Consider the following 22,901-nt stretch of genomic DNA (forward strand, 5'->3'; position numbering starts at 1 on the left):
ACAGCGAGTGAAGAAACTCGGTGTGGGTTGCGGGAATTCCCGCCTAGAGACCTCGTAATTAGAGACAAAGGAGAAATAATCATGACAAAGAAACGCATTGTACTGGCTTATTCCGGTGGTTTGGATACCTCGGTGGCGATTGGCTGGATGAAGGAAAAGCTGGATGTGGAAGTAATCGCGGTTTCCGTTGACTGTGGTCAGGGTGGCGAAGATCTGCAGGTTATCCGACAGCGTGCCCTAGATTGTGGCGCGGTAGAAGCCTATGTAGCCGACGCTAAGGATGAATTCGCCAATGACTACTGTATGCCGGCTTTGCGTACCAACGGCCTCTACGAAGGGAAATACCCCCTGGTTTCGGCGTTGAGTCGTCCGTTGATTTCCAAGCACCTCGTGATGGCGGCGAAACAGTTCGGTGCCACCACCATGGCGCATGGTTGCACCGGTAAAGGCAATGATCAGGTACGTTTCGAGGTGTCTTTCACTTCACTGGCTCCGGATTTGGATTGTGTTTCGCCAATTCGTGACTTGTCTTTGCAACGCGACGTGTCGATTGCTTATGCCGAGGAACACCACTTACCGATTGAAACCACCAAACATAATCCCTTCTCGATTGACCAAAACGTGTGGGGGCGTGCGATTGAAACCGGTTTCCTGGAGGACTTGTGGAATGCTCCCACTAAGGACGTGTACAACTACACCGATGATCCGGCTTTTGCTGGCATTCCCGACGAAGTTGTGATTAGTTTCGAAAAAGGTATTCCGGTGGCGATTGACGGCGTAAAAATGACCCCGCTGCAGGTTATCCAAGAGATGAACCGCCGGGCGGGGGCGCAGGGTATCGGGCGTATCGACATGGTGGAGGACCGTCTGGTGGGGATTAAGTCCCGTGAAATCTATGAAGCGCCCGGAGCGATTGCTTTGATTACTGCCCACCAGGCGCTCGAGGAGCTGACTTTGGAGCGGCTGCAGTTGCGTTACAAGCGTCAGCAGGTGGAGCCGACTTGGTCGGATTTGGTGTATGAGGCGCAGTGGAATTCCCCGTTAAAGAAGTCCTTGGATGCTTTTGTGGACTTTACCCAGGAATATGTCACCGGCGAGATTCGCATGGTGATGCATGCGGGTCGTGCGGTTGTCGACGGGCGCCGTTCCGAGGCTTCGCTCTATGACTTTAAGTTGGCTACCTACGATTCGGGGGATACCTACAACCAAGCGGCTGCTCGAGGTTTTATTGAAATCTATGGGATGCAGTCTCGGCTGGCGGCCGCGCGGGATGTGCGTTTCGGTAAGGGCATCGAGCTGGCGGCCTCCCACTTGTAATTGGCGAGTTCCTGACTTGGCTTTCCGAGTTCCTTTTCCGGGTTGCTCGGTTCGTTTTCCGGGTTCATGAGGTGCCAGGGGGGGGTTGCGGCGGTCATCCCGCCGCAACCCCAATTTTGTTTGGTCACAGGCTAGTGTTTAACACTGATATTACCGATAAGCCTTGAAAAGCAAAGAGCCATTTTAGAAGATTTTTCGACGACTTCTAACATTGAGTGGAATAAATCAATATCCGAAATAGAAGAACAACTATTTGACAAATATAAATTTTCACCTGCTGGGCGTAAGTTTATTACTGATACAGCTGAACCTATGAGATGATAAAATATAACCTTAAACTAAGCGAAGAAGGGAAACTTAAGGGTAATGAGTGAAAAGATTGCACTGTGGGGCGGGCGTTTCCAGGGAGCGCCCGCCGAGGCGTTGGCAGCCTTGTCTGTTTCCACGCATTTCGATTGGCGGCTGGCGGACTATGACTTGCAAGGTTCTCTGGCTCATGCCAAGGCCTTGCATGAGGCGAAACTGTTGACTGACAACGAATATCTAGCGTTAACGGCCGCCTTGGAACACCTGCGTCAAGACGTAGCCAGTGGTGCCTTCACCTATTCCCCCGAGGACGAGGATGTTCACACCGCCTTGGAACGTGGTCTGTTGGAAGACAAGTACGCGGGTGCGGAACTGGGTGGAAAGCTGCGGGCGGGGCGGTCTCGAAATGATCAAATTGCCACCCTGATAAGGATGTATTTGCGCGACGCGGCCAGCCATCTCAGCAAGCAACTCATGAACTTGGCACATGCCCTCATCAACCAAGCTGAGGCGGCCGAAAATCACCTGATGCCCGGGCGTACCCATATGCAACACGCGCAACCCGTGCTGGTTGCCCACCAGTTAATGGCGCATTGTTGGCCCCAGATTCGCAACTTGGAGCGCCTGGCGGATTGGCGCAAACGCAACGATGCCTCGCCTTATGGCGGGGGAGCACTGGCGGGGAACACCCTGGGGCTCGACCCGGAATTAGTGGCGCGAGAACTCGGGTTTGCCAATGTTTGCCAAAATTCGATTGACGGCACGGCTTCGCGTGACGGGGTGGCCGAGTTCCTCTATATTCTGACCCAGATTGCAGTGGATATGTCGCGTCTGGCCGAGGAAATCGTCATCTGGAACACTGCCGAATTCGACTATGTGACCTTGGATGATGCTTATTCCACTGGGTCGAGTATCATGCCGCAGAAAAAGAACCCGGATGTGGCGGAACTGGCGCGCGGCAAGGCAGGACGCCTGATTGGGGATTTGACGGGGCTGCTGGCGATGCTCAAGGGCTTACCCCTGGCCTATGACCGCGACCTGCAAGAGGATAAGGAGCCGGTGTTTGACGCGATAGACACCCTGGAGGTGCTGCTGCCAGCCATGACGGGCATGGTCGAGACGATGCGCCTGCACTATGACCGGATGGAAGCGTTGTCGACGGCTGGGTTCTCGTTGGCGACTGACGTGGCGGAATGGCTGGTGAAACAGGGGATGCCGTTCCGACGTGCCCACGAGGTCTCTGGGGCTTGCGTGGCTTTGGCCGAGTCGCGGGGGTGCGGCCTGGAGGATTTGAGCGATGCAGATTTTGCGGGGGTGAATCCGGCTTTAACCTCAGAGGTGCGCGACGTGCTGTCGGCTTCGAGCGCGGTTTCGGCGCGGCGCGGCGCGGGGGGTACGGCTCCGGTGCGGGTCGCGGAACAGATTTCGGCCGCGCGGGTGCGTTTGGAATGGCTGGGTGCCTAACGTGAGGTGCGTTGTGGGGGTATCGCGGGTTCATGAGGTGCCATCCGAATCGGAGGGAGCTTCTTCGTGTGAATCGCTGGTTCCTGGAGAGAGCTTATCTGGCGGGGGAGCTTCGGTGCGGGGGAGACCTCGGATAGTGGTCGCGGCCGCGATTCTAGATGACCTGGATACCCCGACGCGGGTGTTGGGGGCGCAGCGTTCTTATCCCGAACAATGGCGGGGATTTTTTGAATTTCCGGGCGGAAAAACCGAGCCTGGTGAAACCCCGGAACAGGCTTTGCGCCGCGAGTTACGCGAGGAGCTGTCCCTCGAGGTGGAGCTGGGTTCGCGATTGCCCGGGATTTGGCCAGCGCATGGGGGATACGACATGTATGTGTATCTGGCGCGGCTGGGATTGGACATGGTGTTGGCTCCCGGTGCGGCGCATTTGTCCTTGCAGTGGGAGGACTTGGCGGCTCCGAGTTCCTTGCGTTGGCTCCCGGCGGATTATCCCATCCTCACTGCCATTCGTGATTACTTTGGAATAGCAGGTGCATGAGTTGCTCCAGCGTGAATGACACGCTAAACTGTAGATGTCAGACAAGTTGTGGCTGGTTGTAAAAAACTGGTTGTCAGTTAGAGCGTTGCCTGGCGAAGTTGTAGGACAAGCCCGAAAGGGGGTGACAGAGATGAAAATTAAGAAGGTGTGGAAGAAGCTAACCGAGCAACCGGAGGCTATCTACGCTGACGTGGTGCTGGCTAATGCTTATGCCACGAATATGCGCGAGGAAATGTTTGCTAATCGCTAAGGGGGACGACAGCAAACGCGGAGCGGACGAGGATGTCCGCTTTTTTGTATTTAACCTTGGCATTTTAGCTTTTCGCGGTTCCCCGAGACAAGCATTTGGCTGTGTAACTTGGGTGGAATTTTTCACTCGTATTTTGCGTGTTTGCAGGTTGAAGTCGCTGAAGTAAGCAAGGATTTGCGCCATTAAGTGGTAGGGTGTTCGAGTTGAAGGTCTCTGACGGCGACGTGTTCGCGGTGCGGGAGGCTAGAAAAAATGTAAGTAAACTACCAGTTAGGAGAAACCGCTTATGAGCATCGGAACTCCCAAAGAAAACACGCATCCCGTCAGGGAACTAACCATCCGGGGTATCATCCTGGGTGGGTTGATAACTTTGATTTTTACCGCCGCGAATGCCTATCTAGGATTGAAAGTCGGCTTGACTTTTGCTACTTCGATTCCGGCAGCGGTCATTTCTATGGCGGTGCTGCATTATTTCAAAAATCACACCGTGGTGGAAAACAACATCGTGCAAACGATAGCCTCGGCGGCCGGGACACTCTCGGCGATTATCTTTGTGATTCCCGGTTTGGTGATGGTCGGCTACTGGAGTGGTTTCCCCTATTGGGAAACCACTGCCGTGTGCATGATTGGTGGGATTTTGGGTGTTATGTACTCGATTCCGCTGCGTCGCGCCCTGGTTACCGGCTCTGACCTGCCTTATCCGGAAGGTGTGGCAGCCGCCGAAGTCTTGAAAGTTGGCGACCAAAGTGGGTCGGTTGAGGAAAACAAACGTGGCTTGCTGGTGATTATCTGGGGCGGCGTAGCCTCTGCGTTGGTCTCGCTATTGGCGGCAATGAAAGTCATGGCCGGTACGCTGACAGCGTACTTCCGAGTGGGGGGCGGTGCCACCATGGTGGGCGGTTCTCTGTCGTTAGCTCTGTTGGGGGTAGGGCATCTGGTCGGACCGATGGTTGGTATCGCCATGGCGGTGGGATTCTTTACATCCTACGCGGTGTTACTGCCGATAATGACTCCGAATAAGCTGGCTGAGGGCGGGGAAATTCCCGATATTGTTGGTGCAGTTTTTTCCCAAGACGTACGCATGATTGGAGCCGGGGCGATGGCTGTGGCGGCTATTTGGACCTTGATTAAGATTCTCGGTCCGATTTTCCGGGGCATGAAAGAATCCTTGGTCTCCTCACGTCGGCGCGCTTCGGGTCAGACGTTGGATTTGACTGAACAGGATATTCCTTTCAAATATGTGGCTCTGATTACCTTAGTTTCCATGATTCCCACCGGGTTTTTGCTGTGGAATTTCCTGCGAAGCTCCGAGATTTCACACCACTTGTGGACATTGATTGCCTTGAGTATCGTGTTTGTGTTGGTGCTGGGTTTGCTGATTGCCAGTATTTGCGGTTATATGGCCGGTTTGATTGGGGCTTCTAACTCGCCGATTTCTGGGGTGGGTATCCTGGTGATTATCGCGGCTTCCCTGTTGATTCTGTTGGTGACCGGCGGGTCTAAGGATGCGACGGAGGCTATGCATCTCACTGCTTATGCTCTGTTCACTACGGCGATTGTTTTCGGTATCGCCACGATTTCGAATGACAACCTCCAAGATTTGAAGACCGGTCAACTGGTCAAGGCTACCCCGTGGCGTCAGCAGGTGGCATTGATTATCGGCGTAGTCTTCGGTTCTCTTATCATCCCGCCGGTATTACAGCTCCTCATGACCAGTTTCGGATTCGCCGGCATGGAAGGCGTAGATGAAGACACTGCCTTGCAAGCTCCCCAAGCTATTCTGTTGTCCACCATTGCGAAAGGTATCTTTGGCGGGGACATGAAGTGGAACCTCTTTGCCGTGGGTGTGATTATCGGGGTAGTAGTGGTGATTATCGACGAAATCCTGGGGCGTTTCACTCGTTTCCACCTGCCGCCTTTGGCCGTGGGGATGGGCATGTATCTGAACATCACCACCACCTTGATTATTGTGATTGGCGCTTTCGTTGGGATGTACTATGACCGTTGGGCGCAGAGACAAGCTGATTCGGAACGCTCCAAGCGTCTTGGGGTGTTGCTGGCCACCGGTCTGATAGTGGGGGATTCCTTGTTCGGTATCCTTAATGCTGGAATCATCGGTGGTACCGGTAATCCCGATGCGCTTGCCGTGATACCTGATGGCTTCGAAGACATCACCAAGATAGTAGGTCTGGTGGTATTCATCGGAATTACCGCACTTAGCTACCGCTGGGTTCAGGCCAAGAGCCGCAATACCGTTGAACCGGTATCATAAACTTGGTGGCAACTTCACGACAACAATATAGGGAGTAAAACGTTGAGTGACCTGATAGACGAACTGCAATGGCGGGGACTGGTAAAGCAGCACACGGACTTAGAGGCGCTACGCGCGGCCTTGAATGAGGGTTCGGTGACCTTCTATTGTGGTTTCGACCCCACGGCGGCTTCCTTGCATCACGGACACTTGGTGCAGCTGATTATGATGCGTCACCTGCAGTTGGCGGGGCACCACCCGATTGCCTTGGTAGGCGGGGCTACCGGGTTGATTGGTGACCCTCGGATGACTGCGGAGCGACAACTGCAAGATAAGGAAACGGTGTCCGAGTGGGTAGAGAAGCTCAAGATTCAGATTGGCAAATTCCTGGATTTTGACGGTGCCAATCCTGCTCGTATGGTGAATAACCGGGATTGGACCGAACCGCTGTCCGCTATTGATTTGCTTCGTGATTTGGGTAAGCACTTTCGGATGGGCACTATGTTGGCCAAAGACGCGGTGGCGCGTCGCCTCAAGAGCGAAGAAGGAATTTCTTACACCGAGTTTTCCTACCAAATTCTGCAAGCCAACGATTTCCTTCAGCTCTATCGCAAATACGGTGCCACTCTGGAAACGGGTGGCAACGATCAGTGGGGCAATTTGGTGGGTGGAATGGATTTGATTCGCAAGGTTGAAGGCGCGGACGTCCATGTGATGACCACCCCGCTGATTACCAAGTCTGATGGCACCAAATTTGGCAAATCAGAGGGTGGCGCGATATGGCTCGACCCCGAGATGCTCAGCCCCTACGCTTTCTACCAGTTCTGGTTGAATGTGGAAGACGCTGATGTGATTCATTTCCTAAAGGTATTTACGTTCATGAGTCGCGAGGAAATCGAGGATTTGGAGCGTCAAACCGCCGAGAATCCCGGCGCGCGCGCTGCCCAAAAGGCGCTGGCCGAAGCCGTAACTGCCCTGGTGCACGGAGCCGAAGAAACTTCGCGAGTAAAGGCTGCCTCGGCCGCGTTGTTTGGCAGTGGTGATTTGCGGGAGGTGAACGGAGACACCCTGGTGGCCGCTACTGCCGACTTACCCCATGCCCCAGTTAAAATCGGGGAAACCACAATCCTGGATTTGCTGGTTACCTCCGGGCTGGAAAAGGGAGTTGGTGCCGCTAAACGTACCATTGCTTCGGGCGGAGCCTATATCAACAACGAGAAGGTCGCGGATGAAGGTCGCGTAGTCACCCAAGACGATGTCCTGCCTGGCAAGGTGGTGTTGTTCCGTCGCGGAAAGCGCCTGCTGGGAGTCGGAAGAACAAACTAGGTGCGGGAGTATAGATGCTTTATATTCCTGCTGATGGGGTCGCTGGAAAGGAAATGACCCCCGAGTGGTTCGCGGATGTTTTTCACCTCCTTGTAAGAAATATCCACGAAATTGTAGGTTTGCCGACAGACGCGCCCCTGCGCCACGTCACGTCCCCATTTACGGGGCTAGAAACCGTGGGGGTGCCCCAAGCAACACCAGAAGACCTCAATCGTGCCGTGGCGCGGGCACGTCTAGCGCAAAAGCGTTGGGCAAAAACCCCCGCCATTCAGCGCACAAAATGGTTGCTACGTTTACACGACCTGCTGTGGAAAAACAGTGATGCTCTGCTGGACATTATTCAATGGGAAACTGGAAAATCTCGGTACCACGCCTTTGATGAAATCCAAGACGTGGCGATTAACTGTCGCTACTATGCACGAACCTTGCGACGGGCAATTGGCGCCGAGCGACGACGTGGGGCACTACCAATCCTGACCCAAACCACGGTGACGTATTCCCCGAAGGGCGTGGTGGGTGTGATTTCCCCCTGGAATTATCCACTAGCAATGGGAATTTCCGATGCGCTAGCAGCTATCGCGGCCGGTAACGCGGTGGTAGCAAAACCGGATTCGAGCACTCCCTTGACGGTGATTGCGGCCAAAGCCTTGATGGTGAAGGCAGGATTACACCCGGATCTGTTCACGATTGTGCCCGGTCGCGGCTCCGAGTTGGGAACCCCACTTATCAACCAGGTCGACTACCTGATGTTTACCGGCTCCACTCGCACCGGGCGGTCTATCGCGGCGCAGTGCGGGGAAAATTTGATTGGACTTAGCGCGGAACTCGGGGGGAAAAACCCCATGATTGTCCTGGATGACGCCAACATTGATGCTGCCGTGAAAGGGCTAATCAGGGGGGCATTCTCTAACGCGGGGCAGTTATGCGTTTCGATTGAGCGTCTCTACGTACATGATTCCATCTACGCGGAATTTAAACAGCACCTCATGAAACACATCCGTAAGATGCGCATTGCCACCTCGCGTGATTGGGATGTTGATATGGGAGTGCTGATTTCACCCGAGCATCTGGAAGTGGTCGAAACCCAGGTGAAAGACGCTCTGGACAAAGGTGCGATCCCCCTGGTGGGAGCGCATCGCCTCCCGCAGATTGCGCTAACGGCTTACGCGCCCACAGTTCTGGAAGGCGTGAAGCCGGGAATGACCCTTTACAACCAGGAAACCTTTGGCCCGGTGGTATCCCTGTACCGTTTTCACACGGATACAGAGGCTATTTCTCGGGCTAATGACACCGAGTACGGGCTGAACGCCTCTGTGTGGGGAAAACCCGCCCATGCCTTCGCGGTGGCGCGACATATCGAAGCCGGTACCGTGAATGTCAACGAAGGGTTCACCGCCGCTTGGGGTTCGGTTGATGCCCCAATGGGCGGTTGGAAGAAATCTGGGATTGGCCGGCGTCACGGTATCGAGGGTATCCGCAAATATATGGAGGCCAAAACCATCGCGGTACAGTCCCGCGCTGTGCCTATCGCCCCGATTTTGGGTTTATCTCAGGAACAGTATGCGCGAGTGATGAAACTGGCCTTGCAAGCCTTGCGTCGGATGGGTATCAAATAAGGGCAAGCCTAGCTACAGCACGCGCAAACCTGGCAGTGGGGGATTCGAGCGCGCCTCAGCGTGGCACGTAATACTGCACACGCCAGGCACCATCCCCGGATACGGGTCGCCATGTTGCGTCCGAGCGCGACTCATCCAGTTGCCAGCGCTGTGGGTCAATGACCGGAGCCACGGTGACTTTCGCGCCCGGAGGTACGGGTGCTACTAAATCCAGCTGTGAAACCACCAGTAAATCGGCTATTCCCGCATCCATTACTTCTTGATAGACTCGTCCACCTCCGGTAATCCACACTTGTTCGGTTCCCGCGCAAAGTTCTAGTGCGGCCGAGACACTGGCGGCAATTTCTATCCCCCCGGTACGCAGGGACGGTTTGAGGGCATCGGGGCGGCGGGTCAGGATAATATTGCGGCGTCCCGGCAAAGGTCGTCCCAAAGCCTCGAAAGAGGTGCGCCCCATGATTACTGGCCACCCCAGCGTGGTGCGTTTAAAGAACTGGAAATCGGCGGGAATCCGCCACAGCATCCCGCCGTTGGCTCCTAAGATTCGCTTGTGGTCTTGTGCCCAAATCATTCCCAACAGGCCGATGTCGTGTCCGGCGCGAGAGACCGCTGGTCTGGGTGCGCCGGAGCTTCCGTTTCGGGACGGATTTTCGCCGCCCGGATGGTTTCTGTCGGTTACGTTGGTGGCGGGGTTTGTGGCTGCATGAGGCGCCAGCCCGGTTCCCTTGCGATTTTTTGAATATTGCGACATTTTCATCCTTATTATTCGCAGCCTACACTGCCACTGGTGCCGAAATTCGGGGGTGGTGCTGGTAGTTTTCCAGGCGAATCATGTCAAAGGTGTAGTCGTCAATCGACTGTGCCTGATCCAAGATTAAAGTGGGGAAGGGATAGGGATCGCGGCTCAGCTGCTCTTGCACCTGGTTGACGTGGTTGTTATAGATGTGGCAATCCCCTCCCGTCCACACCAGTTCCCCGACCTCCAGTCCGCTTTGCTGGGCGAGCATGTGGGTCAGCAAGGCATAGGACGCAATATTAAAGGGCACTCCTAGGAACATGTCGCAAGACCGCTGGTATATCTGCAGGGATAGCCGCCCGGCTCCCACCCAGCATTGGAAGAACATATGACAGGGAGCCAACGCCATACGGGGCAAATCTGATACGTTCCAGGCCGAAACCACCATTCGCCGCGAACTCGGGTCGGTTTTCAGGGTTTCAATCAGACCGGCTATCTGGTCTACCGTGCCCGCCTCGGTGGGCCAAGCGCGCCACTGGTGTCCATAAACCGGCCCGAGATTGCCATCCGTATCCGCCCATTCGTCCCAGATGTGAATGTTGTTTTCTTGCAGCCACGTAGCATTGGTGTTGCCTTGAAGGAACCACAGCAGTTCCCCGACCACCCCGTGCCAATACAGGCTTTTGGTAGTTATGGCGGGAAAACCTTGGCTCAGGTCATAGCGCAGTTGTCGGGCGAACAGGGAACGGGTGCCGGTGCCGGTGCGGTCGTCTTTTGGCACCCCCTCGCGCAGTATCTCGCGCAAAAGGTCTTCGTATTGGTGATCCGGCGCGTTCATGTTTTCCTTTCATGAGGTGTTAGTCCGGGCGTGAACGTAGTTCTAGTTTTCTAGCCGCCCAGAAACTCTTTCATAACCTTAATTTCTCGGGTTAAAGCCTGGTCAAGACGTCTGATAACCGCACGCTCCAATCCGGCGCCAATCAGGGGAATTGTACAGGTAACCTCGCCCTCTATACGAATCGCCGTTTTTTCGGCTGGCACCTCATGAACCGGAATCTTTAAAGCGGCACTGGCCTTGGCCGGTACCCCCGCCAGGGATACGCTGATGGAGCCTTTGGTGGCCAGGCCATTGGTGTCCAAGTCCCAGATTTCGACGACCCGAGCTTGAATCCCCGAATTGACCAGGTTCGACACGGAGGCCACGGTGGTTTCGGAGATGTCCAGGGCGGAGGTCACTCGCAGTTGGCGGGCACCCATATTGATATCCACGCTGGCTTTCGGGTCGAGGTCTTGCCACCGTCGAGCGTAATAGCGGGGATTTTTCAACATTTCGGTCAAGGATTTCACAGAGCCGGGGCATTCTACGGTCTTGGAAAATAACATCTATGCTCCTGTCTCTTGGAAAGCGGTAACTGGTTCGCGACTGCTTTCGCGCCTCCTCTGAAGAAGTATCGGCGCTAGCCAGCTGACATTTATTGTAAAGCCTCAGCTTAGTTTATAGGGCATCCTCGTAGGCGTGGTGCCCCGGAATTGCCTAGTGCGCCAGGAAACACATATTCTAGAAGGGTGTCAACCTTCAATCGTGAGTTAGGCGAGGCGCCTTTCAAACCATTACCCGAGGCGGCGGTTGAACATCTGTACCGTTTGGTAGGGGATTGGCAGATTATCTCGGATTTATCCCAGGCTGATTTACTGTTGTGGTTGGAAAATCGCTATGACGGGTTTTCTTGCGCGGCGCACTGTCGACCCGCTACCGGCCCTACTGTTCACCTTGATGACGTTATCGGCTTTTCGTTGCCTTCCACCCGCCAACCTTTGATGGAAGAGGCCTTAATCAGTGGGAAAATCGTTGAAAACCCGGTGCACCGCTGGACGGGAATGAACACGGTTTCCGAGATTCTGGTACCTGTTCCTTTCCAAGGCAAACCGGTGGGGGTAGTGGCGATAGAAACTAATCTAGCCTTCCAAGTGGGCGAAATTGGTGGGGAGGGCTGGTTTAAGCCGGTGGCTCGCCAGTTACGCGAAATGATGGCGATTGGCGAGTTTCCCTATGAAACTACGCCGACGGTTTCTAATCATGGTAATCCCCGGGTGGCGGATGGGGCTTTGCTGCTGGATAGCGAGGGGCGAGTGGAACATGCTTCTCCTAACGCGATTTCGGCCTTCAAACGCTTGGGGTTTTCGCGCCCTTTGCACGGCGAGATTTTGGCCGAGGTTGTCACCCCGCTGGTTGCTACCGGGTCGACGGTGGACGAGACCTTGGCGGTGGTGTTGATGGGGCGCGCCTCGTGGGTAACCGAGGTAGAGGTGCGTGGCGTGTCGATGACGATTCGGGCTTTGCCGTTGAAACGTGACGGAAAACGTACTGGAGCCTTGCTGTTGACCCGCGATGTTACCGAAAAACGGGTGCGTGAAAAGCAGCTGTTGTCTAAGGATGCCACCATCCGCGAGGTGCACCACCGGGTCAAGAATAACCTCCAGACAGTCAGCGCTGTGTTGCGACTCCAGGCTCGACGTTCGGACAATGATACCGTCAAGGAGGCTTTGGCGGAGGCGGAACGTCGCATTTCGATTATCGCCACCGTTCATGAGTCGCTATCCCAAACCGTGGACGAAAGTGTGGCTTTTGACGAGACTTTCGGGAAATTATTGGCCTTGGTAGCTACGGCTGCCAGCGAAGATCACTTCGTGGAAACCAAGTTTACTGGCAGTTTTGGTACGCTCGGTGCCGATGCTGCCGCCGCCTTGGGGGTGGTGCTTTCCGAATTGGTGACCAATGCAATTGAACACGGGTTAAAGGGGCGTTCCGGCACTGTTACGGTTAATGCTAAGCGTAGCGAGGACGAGCTGGTGGTGACGGTAACTGATGATGGTATCGGCACTGACCAGGAATCCATTGGGGGCGGTTTGGGTACCCAAATTGTGAAGACTTTGGTCAGCACCGAATTGGGGGGATCGGTGCAGTGGGAGCGTCGTGTGGCTCCGGATGTTGGGACAGTTGTTCACTTAGTGGCCACCCGTTTGTAGCAGTGCTTTAAAGGTTTTGACGGGTGAGATTGCTCACCCGCCAAAACCTGTTTCGTGTTGAGAAAGGAAATAAAACGAAAGACTAAATGCTTGAGGCTCGGCGTTGCCGGGCGTTTCGCCGCTTCAAAGCGCGGCGCTCGTCCTCAGAAGTGCCACCCCATACCCCGGAATCTTGATTATTGTCCAAAGCCCATTTGAGGCAGACATCCAAAACTGCACAAGTAGCGCAGACTGCTTTGGCCTCCTCGATTTGGGCGAGTGCCGGTCCCGTATTGCCTACGGGAAAGAAAAGTTCGGGGTCAACCGTCAGGCAGGCTGCTTGATCGCGCCAATCCATATATGCTCCTTCTACCTAAAACCTAGTGAGATTATTTGTTGAAATTCGGAAAACTTCACTCAGAAAAATTCGACTTAACCAGGGTGACATTATCGTGACAAATTTTCAAGAGTTGTAAACAGGAAATTACACATTTTTACGTGAGATGTTTCACTTTATCATATGGTGGTAGTAGTGGGGTGATTCCATTTTCGTCTTTCAAGATGGTAGGATAACCGGTCGTGACCTGCAGCTTCCTGAGAGTTTCTAGGTCAAGACCCAAGCTGCCCGCCAGGCGATGCCGCGATTCTACACTTTGGTTAAAAGCTAGGATGGTGGTTGTCTGATGGGTAAACTTTTTATCTATAGAACCTAAACTATGCACAAAAGTGCCTGGTGATAGCATTTCCAGAATTGTTAGGTCAAAGTTTTCGGCTTTTTTGCTCATTTCCCAGACATTCTGCAATCTAATCCTGTTTTCTTCATTTCCGGACGCAACAACCAAGATTTTTTCGTTCTTCTGTTCAGGTTCAAAACTCTCTAAATCCACGATTTTGTAGCCTAGACGGCGATATTCACGTTTTATTTGAGAAACTAACCCACGCATTACATTAGACTCTTCAATTTGCCAATATCGATGTGGTGTAAATCGCGCCCATTCGCGACGCTCACTAGCCCAGCCCAGGGCAACTAATCCCTCTGAACAGGGGATTTGCCCTGGTTCCAGGTGTGTCGGCAAGACTGGTAGAACCGAAGCCGGGCTCGGGACATCTGTAAATCCGGGGTCAAAACTATCGGGATGTGCGGGCTCCGGGGAGGGGACTAACGCGGGCGGCAGCCCAATCTGTGCTTCGACACAAGTACCACCGGCCAGCCACACCCCTCTACCGGGGCTAGGAATTACGGGAAGCACCTCATGAAGTGAGACCTTGGAACCGAGAGGCTCTATCCCAGCCGTGTGCAAATCAACCGTATCGCGTGGAGCGAGCACGAAACGCCCCGACGCGAGCGTACCCCACGCCGAGCGACCGGCCGCGAGCGGGGCGGTGAAAGCCAAACGATACTCACCTATCCCGGTGCTGCTGAGCATCGCTTCGAGCTGCTTTACCCCCTGGCCAGGACTGATGTGTTCCAACGCTTCAGCAACCAAATCGGCGCGGTCAAGCAATACCAAGGTATCCGTGAAACCACCCGAGACGAGTTCGTGTCTGAGTCTATTTAGGCGCCACAAATCCCGGGGCGAGAACACTATGATTCGTTGACCCGCCTGGGTGGCAAGCTCTGTAAAAAGCTGTGGTGTCGGGGTTACAACCAGCACGGTAGCGTCTGGTTTGCGATTCAGTTCATTAGTGGCCAAGGTCATCACAGCAGTGCTTCGCCCGGTTCCGGGATTACCGAAAATCCCGAACACATCCCGTCCGTCTGCGCACTCGGGACTGCGCCATTCTTGGGTGGCGAGCCGAGGCCAGTCAGTGAGCGCGAAAGCTCGCGGCGGGGCGGGGATCGCGGCTGGCAGAGGCGGCAACCAGATTGCGGGCAGGGTAGTCTCGGAAGTTGTCTTATCCGGCAAAATAGCGTCATTGTCAAGCGATTTGTCGGCGGTGCTGTCGTCAGCGTTGCTGGGCGAGGACACTTCATCGAGGGACACGCTGGGACTGGACATCTCCGCGCAAATTTGCTGCCAAGCGGTGTCGATTTGGGCGGTGACCTCGCTCACCCAGGAATCCGCTCCGCACCATGCGGCTTGCGCCAGTCCCTCGCTTTGCCCTTCCCAATAGAGTCGTCCGGGAATCGACGGCAGCTGAGCGGCACGCCCATCACCCAGAATGTCGCTGGAATCCGCACCGGTGCGCATCCGCAAGGCCAAACGCAGGTTAGTATTGGCCAGAATCTGGGCGTTGACAATCCCGCCGGGCTTTTGGGTGGCCAACACCAGGTGCAAACCCAGAGAACGTCCGTGAGTTGCTAAGCGAATCAGATTTTCCATCATGTCGGCATGGTCGGTGGCCAAGGCGCGAAACTCGTCAACCACAATCATCACCCGCGCTAGGCGTTTGCCGGTCAAATCCCGGTAGTGGTCGATGTCACGTGCCCCCACCGTGGCTAAAATCGCCTCACGACGTCGTAAGAATGCCTCCAGGGACAACAGAGCACGCCGAGTCAACGCTGGTTGCAAATCAGTGAGCATTCCGTGCACATGTGCCAGTCGCTGTAGCTCCCCAAAAGCTGCACCGCCCTTGTAATCAATCAAAATAAAACGCAGTTCAGCCGGGGAATACCGCAGCGCCAGTCCCAACAGCCAGGAAGTTAGCAGCTCCGACTTCCCTGCCCCGGTAGTGCCGGCCACCAAGGCATGCGGTCCTTCCTTAACCAAATCAAGATTCCAGGTGACATTCGTGTCGGTGATACCCAGGGGCGTGGTCAGTCCGGTTTTTTCCGCCCGCCACTGGGCGATGATGCCGGCGGTATCGGTGTCGCCCAGAATCTCGCGCGAGACTTGTCGTGGCAGGGTTTCCCCGGGGGTGGGTGGGTCGAGCTGCCAAGTTTGCGGGTTTCGCTCCCAGGCGGCTTTGAGACTGGTGAACCAAGAATCCCCCAGACGACCGTGTCTCGCTTTGACCGCTAGGATTCTTTGTGCCCAGGCGGGGGGCGTGGGGGTGATGGTGAGGGCTACCTGTCGCTGGGTACAGTTGGGGGTTTCATTAGGTGCCATCACCCGGATTTCCAGCAAATCCTCTGTTGCGCGAGTCTTGTCGGCAATCGGTCGTTTCTGGCCTTTCCAAGGGGCGGGGTTATCTGGACTGAGGTATCCTTGCCCGAAAACCAGAGCCTGTGCTACCAGCCAATACGCGTAGCCCTGGGAACCTGGTCCGGTCAGACACAGATTCTCGCCGGCAGGCAAATCTAGGAAACGTCGGCACCACCGATTTCCCGTGAATACTCGCAGTGCATCGGTTTTTTGAGCCGGATACCGTATCGGAGTAGCCGCAGCCAGCCACAGGTGTTCTGGTTTGGGAATATTAGACAAGCGCCTCATGAACCACCACAACGCCACCCCGGCTAATAGTACGAAAATCACCAACACTCTCCAGCCAATAAACACTCCCAGGCCAAGCATAAACACCAAAGGCAGGAACATGAACAGCATCCAACGCAATGAGCCCGGTTTCACGGGAGGTGGGGGTGCCAGCCGCAGGTCAGTGGGACGGGGACGAATCACCAGTAAAGTGCGCCCAATTTTTAGTTTACGCCCCGGCTTCAAGCGCGCGCTGCGGCGGATTCTGCGCTTAAATCCCAAGGTTTTCCACATGCTATACACAGGGGTAGTGTCCGGTAGAGGGGCGGCTCGCAACGTTTTCCCACGGGGGAGGATTTCCAGGTTACGCCGCGAAATTGTCGGATCGTCAAACCCGTTGAGGCGGCCGAAAATCCCTGGGGTAACTGGCAAAGCCTGACCTCTGTTGGGGCCTGACTGTACAATCCACATCCAGGGAGTGCGCAAGGCATTTTGTGGCTCTAAGAACGTTTCCATGAGTTCAGGCTAAGTGATTTTTGCAAATTTGCCCAAAGGGTTTCCACAGGCTGTGGAAAACTTTGGGGAGAGCCTGTTGATATGCGGTAGTGCGGGTAGACGCAGGGGTGAAAGAAGATTAGCTGGATAAGACCCACCATTAAGATAGATGCATGAGGAAGAAACGCGAAATTCCCCCGCAGATACAAAACGAACACCAGGAACTGGTGGCGCAAATCGAGGCCGCTCGCGCCGATTATTACGATAATCCTGATGAGCACGGGGTGACCCGGTTGTCCGATGCGGACTATGACGCGTTGTTTGTGCGCCTACAACTTTTAGAAGGAAGCTATCCCGCGCTGGTCACGCCGGATTCCCCCACCCAGACGGTAGGGGGCGGAGCCGGGGGCGGTGGGGGAGTTAAACGAGCGGCCGCAGCGACAACGGAAGCAGTGGGAGCAGCGCATGTTCCCGAGAACACGGTTGCAGTGGCAACAACAGAGGGCTTTCCTCCGCATACTCACGCGAAACGTATGCAATCCATTGATGATGTTTTCTCGACCGCAGAAGTCGATGCTTGGTGGGAAAGGGTTGAAAAAGGCCTGGAAGGCAAGCCATTCACGGTTTCGGCCGAGGTAAAAGTCGACGGTTTGGCTATGAGCCTGACGTATGTGGATGGGCAACTCATGACGGGGGCGACCCGAGGGGATGGCCGCGTCGGTGAAGACGTGACCGCGAATGTGCGCACCATCAAAACCGTACCGCAGACCTTGGGTGGCACGGTTATTCCACACCTGGTAGAAATCAGGGGAGAGGTATATCTTCCCCTAGAGGATTTCGCCCAAATGAACGCCGAAAGGGAAGCCAATAATGCCGCCTGGGAAGCGGCTCGAACCGCTGGAGACAAAGAAAAGCTAAAGACGCTGAAGAAAATGCCGCTATTTGCCAATCCCCGTAACGCTGCGACTGGTTCACTGAAACAAAAGGATTCCATCGAAGCTGCGAAACGTCCTTTGGCATTTCTGGCGCATGGCCTGGGCGCGGTACAGGGGTGGCCGGATGGCGTATCACCCATGGCAACCCAAGAGGATTTCTATCGGCAGCTCGAGGTGTGGGGGATTCCTTCGGTGCGGCGCACCCCCCAGTCTTTGGGGTTGCGGATGGCAGGTTTAACGACGTTGACGCAGGTACACGCGGTGTTGGCAGCCATGACCGAGCATCGTCACGATTTTTCCCATCAGATAGATGGCGTGGTGTTGAAAGTTGACAATCTTGCCGCGCGCGCCCTACTGGGATCCACGGCGCGTGCCCCGCGCTGGGCTTGTGCCTATAAGTTTCCCCCCGAAGAAGTCCACACGCGTCTATTGGGAATCGAAGTCCAGGTGGGGCGCACTGGGCGGGTCACACCTTTCGCGGTGATGGAGCGTGTGTTGGTAGATGGATCCTATGTGTCGCGCGCCACCTTGCACAACGCCAAGGAAGTCGCGCGTAAAGACGTGCGTCCTGGGGACACGGTGGTGTTGTGCAAGGCGGGGGATATCATCCCGGAGGTGCTCGGCCCCGTGCTGTCTTTGCGTCCAAGGGGATTGCCAGAGTGGGTAATGCCCGAAATGTGTCCATCTTGCGGGACACGCTTAGGACAGGAAAAAGAAGGCGATATCGATTTGCGCTGTCCCAACCAGGCCGGTTGCCCCGCCCAAATCACAGAGCGTTTGATTCATGTGGGGGCGCGTGGCGCTTTGGATATAGAGGGTCTGGGCGAAGAGGGTGCTTTGGCTTTGACTCAGCCGGAGGCCGGCCGGGCAGATGTCGCGGCTGCCTTGAGTGCGGGAGGCAGTTGTATGCTAGAGGATGGCACCGAGATTCGTGTCCCCGCTGGGAAACCGTTGGAGCTTGGAGCAATAGAATCGCTGTTGCCCCCGACCCAGGAGCCAGTGTTGCGTTCAGAGGCAGGGTTATTTGACCTGAAATCCAAGGACTTGCGCGATGTTTTCGTGTGGCGCGAGGTTCCTGGAACTGCGGGGCGTGACTGGCAGCAAGTGCGTTTTTTTTGGGCGAAGCCCAAACGGGTGACGGCGGCGGAAGCAGCGACTTTTGGCCTGGTTGCGGGGGAGCTGGGCGAGCCGGTGGCGGGTAAAACCGTCGAAACATTCTTCAACCAGTTGGCGGCCGCGCGTTCTAAGGAAACTTGGCGAGTGTTGGTGGCGCTCTCGATTCGCCATTTGGGGCCGGTGGCAGCCCGGGCGGTGGCTCGGAAGTTTCCGACTTTGGCGGCGGTAGCGGCGGCTGATGTTGAGGACTTATCACAGGTTGAGGGGGTGGGGACGGTTATCGCCGCTTCGGTTGTGGACTGGTTTCGGGTGCCGTGGCACCAAGAGATTGTCTTGGCGTGGACTCAGGCCGGTTTGGGTCTGGGGGCGCGTGATTTCGGGGTAGGTTTGGCTTCGGCTTCACGAGGTGCCAGCCCCGGGGTGGATTCGGGTGGAATTCAACCAGACTTGTTTTCAGATTTCGGGACAGGTCATGTCTCTGGTGGTGACGTTGAATCTGGGCAAGCCCCTCATGAACCCGCAGATCCCGGCGGCATCGAGGCGAGCTGGGGGCAAAACTTCCCTGCTGCAAAGGGGAGTGCCCCCGGAATGTCCGCGCAAAACCAGAGCGGCGCCTGGGAGGAGCCGGAACAAACCCTGGCGGGATTGACGCTTGTTATCACCGGGAATATCCCCGGTTTCACGCGGGAATCTGCGCAACTCGCGGTGGAGGATCGGGGTGGAAAGGCGACCGGTTCGGTATCAAAAAAAACCAGCGTGGTGGTGGCTGGCACCGGGGCGGGATCAAAGTTGGCCAAAGCCGAGGCTCTGGGCATCCCGGTTATTCCCGCCGAGGAATTCCCCGCCTTGCTGGAGCGCGGATTCCGGGTGCAGTGATGCCGGTTAGGAATCTTAATTTAGGGCTCCACATCGCCTTAAGTATATGAGCCTACGAACAAGCAGAGGATGCAGATACAGTGAGACTGTCAAGACGGTGTAAGAACAGTGACTCCGGCGTTTTCCCAGTGATGAGCGATTGAGTCGGGTAGAGGCTTCTCTGTTATGAAGTAATCTGCCATGGACAGGCTACCGATTTGACAGAACAGCTGGCGACCAATCTTCGAAGAATCTGCCAACACAACCACTGTGCGGGCGGTATCTGCCATTTCAGCCATCATATTGGCCTCCGCAAGGTACGAAGTTGTGTAGCCTAGAGTCTCTTCAACTCCTCCTACAGAAATGAAAGCAATATCAGCCCGAACGCGTGTGTCTAAGCCATTGACAGCAGAGGGGAGTCGGATAGGCCCTATTGTTGCCTGCGAGTGAATGCGAACAATTCCGCCAAACAGGTATAAGTCACGACAACAGTTTTCAGGCAGCACCTGCGCCACCGATAGGTTATTGGTCCCGATAGTAAGGTCATGCTTCCCTCGTAGGTAAGGAACCATGGAAAGGATTGTGGATCCAGCATTCATCAGAACTACATCTTGATTCTTGATGAGGCTAGCTGCGAGCATCCCAATGGCATTCTTGGAACGGGTGTTTAGCCTACTTCGTACTGTTAGCGTTGACTCTATAGGCGTGGAGCTATGCGTGCTTACCGCGCCTCCTCGGGTGCGGGTTACGTAACCCTCATCGGCGAGTCGGTCAAGGTCGCGGCGTATGGTGTCAACGGAGACACCATAGTTTTCTGACAAATCGTTGACTGTACCCTGGCCGTTCTTGTCTATGTACTCGAGCAACTTTCGTCGTCTACGGGCTGGAAGGTCACTATTTTCAGCACTCATGATTACATGTTAGACCAGCGTAGTCCATAAAAATAAGGAACAGGCGTGAGCCAGCAAGAACTTGCAGCTGCGGGTCTTGCAAAACGCGCTTACATGCGTTATAATGCATTTACAAGCATAAGTCAGCAACTGACTATGTGAATCAGTGAAGATTAGGAGGAACTGATGATGAACAGGAAATCAGCGAAAACTTGGGGTGCTTTGAGCGTTGCGGCTCTGGCGCTTACACTTACTGCGTGCGGCGATGCAGGCAGTTCTGAAAATTCTTCTGCACAGGGGAATGGTGATGCAATCACACTGGAATTTGCGCAATGGTGGGAGCCTGAACTACCTGATAACTCTCTACGTGGTCTGATGGATGAGTTCGAGAAGGATAACCCTGGGATTAAGGTTAAGCTTTTATCGGGTCCGTACGCTTCAACTCGTGAACAAATTGTAGCGGGTGCGGCAGCAGGCACCATGTCTGATGTGGTCGGTCTTGACGGAGCCTGGGTAAATGATTTTGCGAAGCAAGGTGCTATAGCCAATTTGTCAGATGTCATGAAAAAAGCATCGTATGATGATAGTAAGCTCGTAAGTCAGGTGAAGGTGGATGACAAGACTTACTCGATTCCAGTTACTAACTTCGTGTATCCAATGTTCGTGAACCAGGAGATTCTGGACAAGGCGGGAATTAAGGAGGCACCCAAGACGCGCGAAGAATTTGCTAAGGCGGCAAAAGCAGTGACCAACGACAATGTAAAGGGATGGGCATTGCCTCTGTCGCTGGAAGCACCCAACGGTATTCAAAATGATGTGATGCCTTGGGCTTGGGCTTCTGGAGGTTCCATGCTAAAGGATGGGAAGCCTTTCCTAGAAGGAAATAAGGATGTGGAAGATGTTGTAACATACATAAAAAAACTGTGGGATGATCAAGTTATCGCACCCGGTGCGCTGACCATGAAAGAGCAAGACAAAGTGGAAGAATTTACCAATGGGCGGGTGGCAATGATGATTGATTCGCTGGCGCACGTAAATCTAATCCGTAAAAATAATCCAAATTTAAAATTTGATTTGTCGCCTTTGCCGGCCAAAGCGGGTTATGACGGTAAACGAGGGATGCCGTTCGCATCATGGGGGATAGGCATTTCAGCTAATACAAAACATCCAGAACAGGCGTGGAAACTAGTAGAATTTCTTCTTTCTAAAGATATTAATGCTAAATTGTGTGATGCTGCCAATGCGTTTCCAGGGAATAAAGATGCGAAGCCAAGCTTCATTGAAAAGGATGAGATATTGGCAAAAGCGTTTGAAATTTGGAATGCGGGTGTACCTGCTAACGAGTTTACTGGTTTGCCCGTTGCCGAACAGCTGATGCGCGAATTTGATGAGGGTTTACAACAAGTACTTTCTGAAAATGCTAATATTTCATCCGTGCTCAAAGATGTTGAGTCTAAGTGGAATAGTAAATTCTGATGAGCGTATGAGCCCTAGAGATGGTTGATATGATTGTTTCTAGGGCTCATTCATTGAAAGATTGTAGAACAATGGATGAAATAGCTCAAATGAGGGGCAAACGGAAAATTACATTAGTTCCGTATGCATATCTAACGCCTACGCTGGTCTTTATGGTTGTCCTACTCTTCATTCCTGTAATCATAGTAGTCAGTTATTCCTTTATGAATAGAGTGATTACAGCACCAGACTCGACATTAGTGGGATTCAAAAACTATCATGAAGTATTACTAAATCCAACATTTCATGTCGCCCTAAAAAATACGCTATTTTTTACGGTGATTAGTGTTATTGCTCATATGCTAATTGGATTAGGCTTTGCTTTGCTTCTGAACACGCAGTATTTTGGACGAATTACTAAAGCCATCTTCAGAACAATATTCGTATTGCCGTGGCTACTAACAGTTGCAATCATTGCGGTGTTGTGGAGGTTACTTTTAAATCCTAATGGTGTGATTAATTATTTATTGAATGTCCTGGGTTTGGTTCATGGTCACCCGGAATGGCTATCCAATCCTGATGTGGCTTTATGGGTGGTTACGTTTATTAACATTTGGGCCGGTTACCCATTTTTTATGATAAGCCTACTTGCAGGATTGCAGGGAATACCGAGGGATTTATACGAGGCTGTTGCTGTGGATGGTGCCGGGAAGATTAGATCATTTTTTGCCATAACTGTTCCCCAGTTGCGTCCTATTATTATTTCGATGGCTTTGTTGGATCTTATATGGACTTCACAGCAGTTCGCTTTGATTTGGATGACAACAGGTGGAGGACCTATGAACCGAACCGAAATGCTAGCTACATTTACATATAAGTTAGCTTTTTCTAACTATGATTTTTCTGGAGCAGCAGCTAGCGCTGTAATAATACTAGCGCTTTCTATGATTCTAGCCTTTTTCTACGTACGGCATCAACACGCAGCGGAGTGA

General features: G+C 54.0%; 16 protein-coding genes. 10 read left to right on the plus strand and 6 right to left on the minus strand.

Translation table 11 applies throughout. The annotated features are described in order from the left end of the window. Positions 1–81: 81 nt before the first annotated feature. From F4555_RS03020 to F4555_RS03050, 6 genes are all read left to right on the plus strand, one after another. Entirely contained in the window at positions 82–1,317 is a 1,236-nt protein-coding gene (locus F4555_RS03020) for an argininosuccinate synthase (protein WP_004016989.1), read from the plus strand. Positions 1,318–1,683: 366 nt separating this feature from the next. After that, positions 1,684–3,087, plus strand: a complete 1,404-nt coding sequence (argH, locus tag F4555_RS03025) for an argininosuccinate lyase (RefSeq protein WP_115325434.1) — start codon at positions 1,684–1,686, stop codon at positions 3,085–3,087. A gap of 1 nt (position 3,088) precedes the next feature. Beyond that, positions 3,089–3,625: a (deoxy)nucleoside triphosphate pyrophosphohydrolase gene (locus F4555_RS03030; protein ID WP_255312773.1), complete on the plus strand. Its 537-nt coding sequence runs from the start codon at positions 3,089–3,091 to the stop codon at positions 3,623–3,625. Between the two features lie 536 nt (positions 3,626–4,161). Then, positions 4,162–6,147, plus strand: coding sequence for an OPT family oligopeptide transporter (locus F4555_RS03040; protein WP_115325432.1), 1,986 nt, complete (start codon positions 4,162–4,164; stop codon positions 6,145–6,147). Positions 6,148–6,189: 42 nt separating this feature from the next. Then, complete coding sequence (gene tyrS / locus F4555_RS03045; RefSeq protein WP_004012674.1) at positions 6,190–7,452, plus strand: tyrosine--tRNA ligase; 1,263 nt, start codon at positions 6,190–6,192, stop codon at positions 7,450–7,452. Between the two features lie 14 nt (positions 7,453–7,466). After that, entirely contained in the window at positions 7,467–9,068 is a 1,602-nt protein-coding gene (locus F4555_RS03050; protein ID WP_115325431.1) for a succinic semialdehyde dehydrogenase, read from the plus strand. 55 nt (positions 9,069–9,123) lie between these two features. On the opposite strand, the gene F4555_RS03055 is transcribed toward F4555_RS03050, so the two are convergent. From F4555_RS03055 to F4555_RS03065, 3 genes are read right to left on the minus strand one after another with little or no spacing between them, the layout of a single operon-like run. Continuing rightward, positions 9,124–9,819: a dihydrofolate reductase gene (locus F4555_RS03055; RefSeq protein ID WP_114990266.1), complete on the minus strand. Its 696-nt coding sequence runs from the start codon at positions 9,817–9,819 to the stop codon at positions 9,124–9,126. A 22-nt stretch (positions 9,820–9,841) separates the two neighbouring features. After that, positions 9,842–10,642, minus strand: coding sequence for a thymidylate synthase (locus tag F4555_RS03060; protein WP_004012671.1), 801 nt, complete (start codon positions 10,640–10,642; stop codon positions 9,842–9,844). Between the two features lie 50 nt (positions 10,643–10,692). Continuing rightward, positions 10,693–11,187: a DUF2505 domain-containing protein gene (locus F4555_RS03065; RefSeq protein WP_004012670.1), complete on the minus strand. Its 495-nt coding sequence runs from the start codon at positions 11,185–11,187 to the stop codon at positions 10,693–10,695. Positions 11,188–11,370: 183 nt separating this feature from the next. On the opposite strand from F4555_RS03065, the gene F4555_RS03070 reads away from it, so the two are divergent. Continuing rightward, positions 11,371–12,831 (plus strand): sensor histidine kinase, encoded by a 1,461-nt coding sequence (locus F4555_RS03070; RefSeq protein WP_004016979.1) that lies wholly within the window; start codon positions 11,371–11,373, stop codon positions 12,829–12,831. A gap of 82 nt (positions 12,832–12,913) precedes the next feature. Here F4555_RS03070 and F4555_RS03075 read toward each other — a convergent pair whose 3' ends face one another. Together F4555_RS03075 and F4555_RS03080 are read right to left on the minus strand one after the other, a co-directional pair. After that, entirely contained in the window at positions 12,914–13,168 is a 255-nt protein-coding gene (locus tag F4555_RS03075) for a WhiB family transcriptional regulator (protein ID WP_004012668.1), read from the minus strand. A gap of 136 nt (positions 13,169–13,304) precedes the next feature. Then, complete coding sequence (locus F4555_RS03080; RefSeq protein ID WP_115325430.1) at positions 13,305–16,679, minus strand: FtsK/SpoIIIE domain-containing protein; 3,375 nt, start codon at positions 16,677–16,679, stop codon at positions 13,305–13,307. A 152-nt stretch (positions 16,680–16,831) separates the two neighbouring features. On the opposite strand from F4555_RS03080, the gene ligA reads away from it, so the two are divergent. Beyond that, the gene (ligA, locus tag F4555_RS03085) at positions 16,832–19,585 is read left to right on the plus strand and encodes an NAD-dependent DNA ligase LigA (RefSeq protein WP_115325429.1); all 2,754 of its coding nucleotides are present in this window, start codon (positions 16,832–16,834) and stop codon (positions 19,583–19,585) included. An 89-nt stretch (positions 19,586–19,674) separates the two neighbouring features. Here the strand turns inward: ligA and F4555_RS03090 are convergent, their stop codons facing one another. After that, positions 19,675–20,475 carry a DeoR/GlpR family DNA-binding transcription regulator gene (locus F4555_RS03090; RefSeq protein WP_004012665.1) on the minus strand — a complete coding sequence of 267 codons (801 nt, stop codon included), beginning with the start codon at positions 20,473–20,475 and terminating at the stop codon, positions 19,675–19,677. A 165-nt stretch (positions 20,476–20,640) separates the two neighbouring features. On the opposite strand from F4555_RS03090, the gene F4555_RS03095 reads away from it, so the two are divergent. Both F4555_RS03095 and F4555_RS03100 read left to right on the plus strand, forming a co-directional pair. Further along, entirely contained in the window at positions 20,641–21,930 is a 1,290-nt protein-coding gene (locus F4555_RS03095; protein WP_004012664.1) for an ABC transporter substrate-binding protein, read from the plus strand. Positions 21,931–22,001: 71 nt separating this feature from the next. Continuing rightward, positions 22,002–22,901 (plus strand): carbohydrate ABC transporter permease, encoded by a 900-nt coding sequence (locus tag F4555_RS03100; RefSeq protein ID WP_231282729.1) that lies wholly within the window; start codon positions 22,002–22,004, stop codon positions 22,899–22,901.

Origin of the sequence: Mobiluncus mulieris (assembly GCF_014204735.1) — a bacterium.
Classification (GTDB): Bacteria; Actinomycetota; Actinomycetes; order Actinomycetales; family Actinomycetaceae; genus Mobiluncus; species Mobiluncus mulieris.

What these genes read in the sequence shown, in the direction of transcription:
- F4555_RS03050 (WP_115325431.1), top strand. Translation starts at nt 7,467, where the DNA reads ATGCTTTATATTCCTGCTGATGGGGTCGCTGGAAAGGAAATGACCCCC.
- F4555_RS03040 (WP_115325432.1), top strand. Translation starts at nt 4,162, where the DNA reads ATGAGCATCGGAACTCCCAAAGAAAACACGCATCCCGTCAGGGAACTA.
- F4555_RS03020 (WP_004016989.1), top strand. Translation starts at nt 82, where the DNA reads ATGACAAAGAAACGCATTGTACTGGCTTATTCCGGTGGTTTGGATACC.
- F4555_RS03080 (WP_115325430.1), bottom strand. Translation starts at nt 16,679, where the DNA reads ATGGAAACGTTCTTAGAGCCACAAAATGCCTTGCGCACTCCCTGGATG.
- F4555_RS03100 (WP_231282729.1), top strand. Translation starts at nt 22,002, where the DNA reads ATGGATGAAATAGCTCAAATGAGGGGCAAACGGAAAATTACATTAGTT.
- F4555_RS03075 (WP_004012668.1), bottom strand. Translation starts at nt 13,168, where the DNA reads ATGGATTGGCGCGATCAAGCAGCCTGCCTGACGGTTGACCCCGAACTT.
- argH (WP_115325434.1), top strand. Translation starts at nt 1,684, where the DNA reads ATGAGTGAAAAGATTGCACTGTGGGGCGGGCGTTTCCAGGGAGCGCCC.
- F4555_RS03060 (WP_004012671.1), bottom strand. Translation starts at nt 10,642, where the DNA reads ATGAACGCGCCGGATCACCAATACGAAGACCTTTTGCGCGAGATACTG.
- F4555_RS03095 (WP_004012664.1), top strand. Translation starts at nt 20,641, where the DNA reads ATGATGAACAGGAAATCAGCGAAAACTTGGGGTGCTTTGAGCGTTGCG.
- F4555_RS03065 (WP_004012670.1), bottom strand. Translation starts at nt 11,187, where the DNA reads ATGTTATTTTCCAAGACCGTAGAATGCCCCGGCTCTGTGAAATCCTTG.
- F4555_RS03055 (WP_114990266.1), bottom strand. Translation starts at nt 9,819, where the DNA reads ATGTCGCAATATTCAAAAAATCGCAAGGGAACCGGGCTGGCGCCTCAT.
- F4555_RS03090 (WP_004012665.1), bottom strand. Translation starts at nt 20,475, where the DNA reads ATGAGTGCTGAAAATAGTGACCTTCCAGCCCGTAGACGACGAAAGTTG.
- ligA (WP_115325429.1), top strand. Translation starts at nt 16,832, where the DNA reads ATGAGGAAGAAACGCGAAATTCCCCCGCAGATACAAAACGAACACCAG.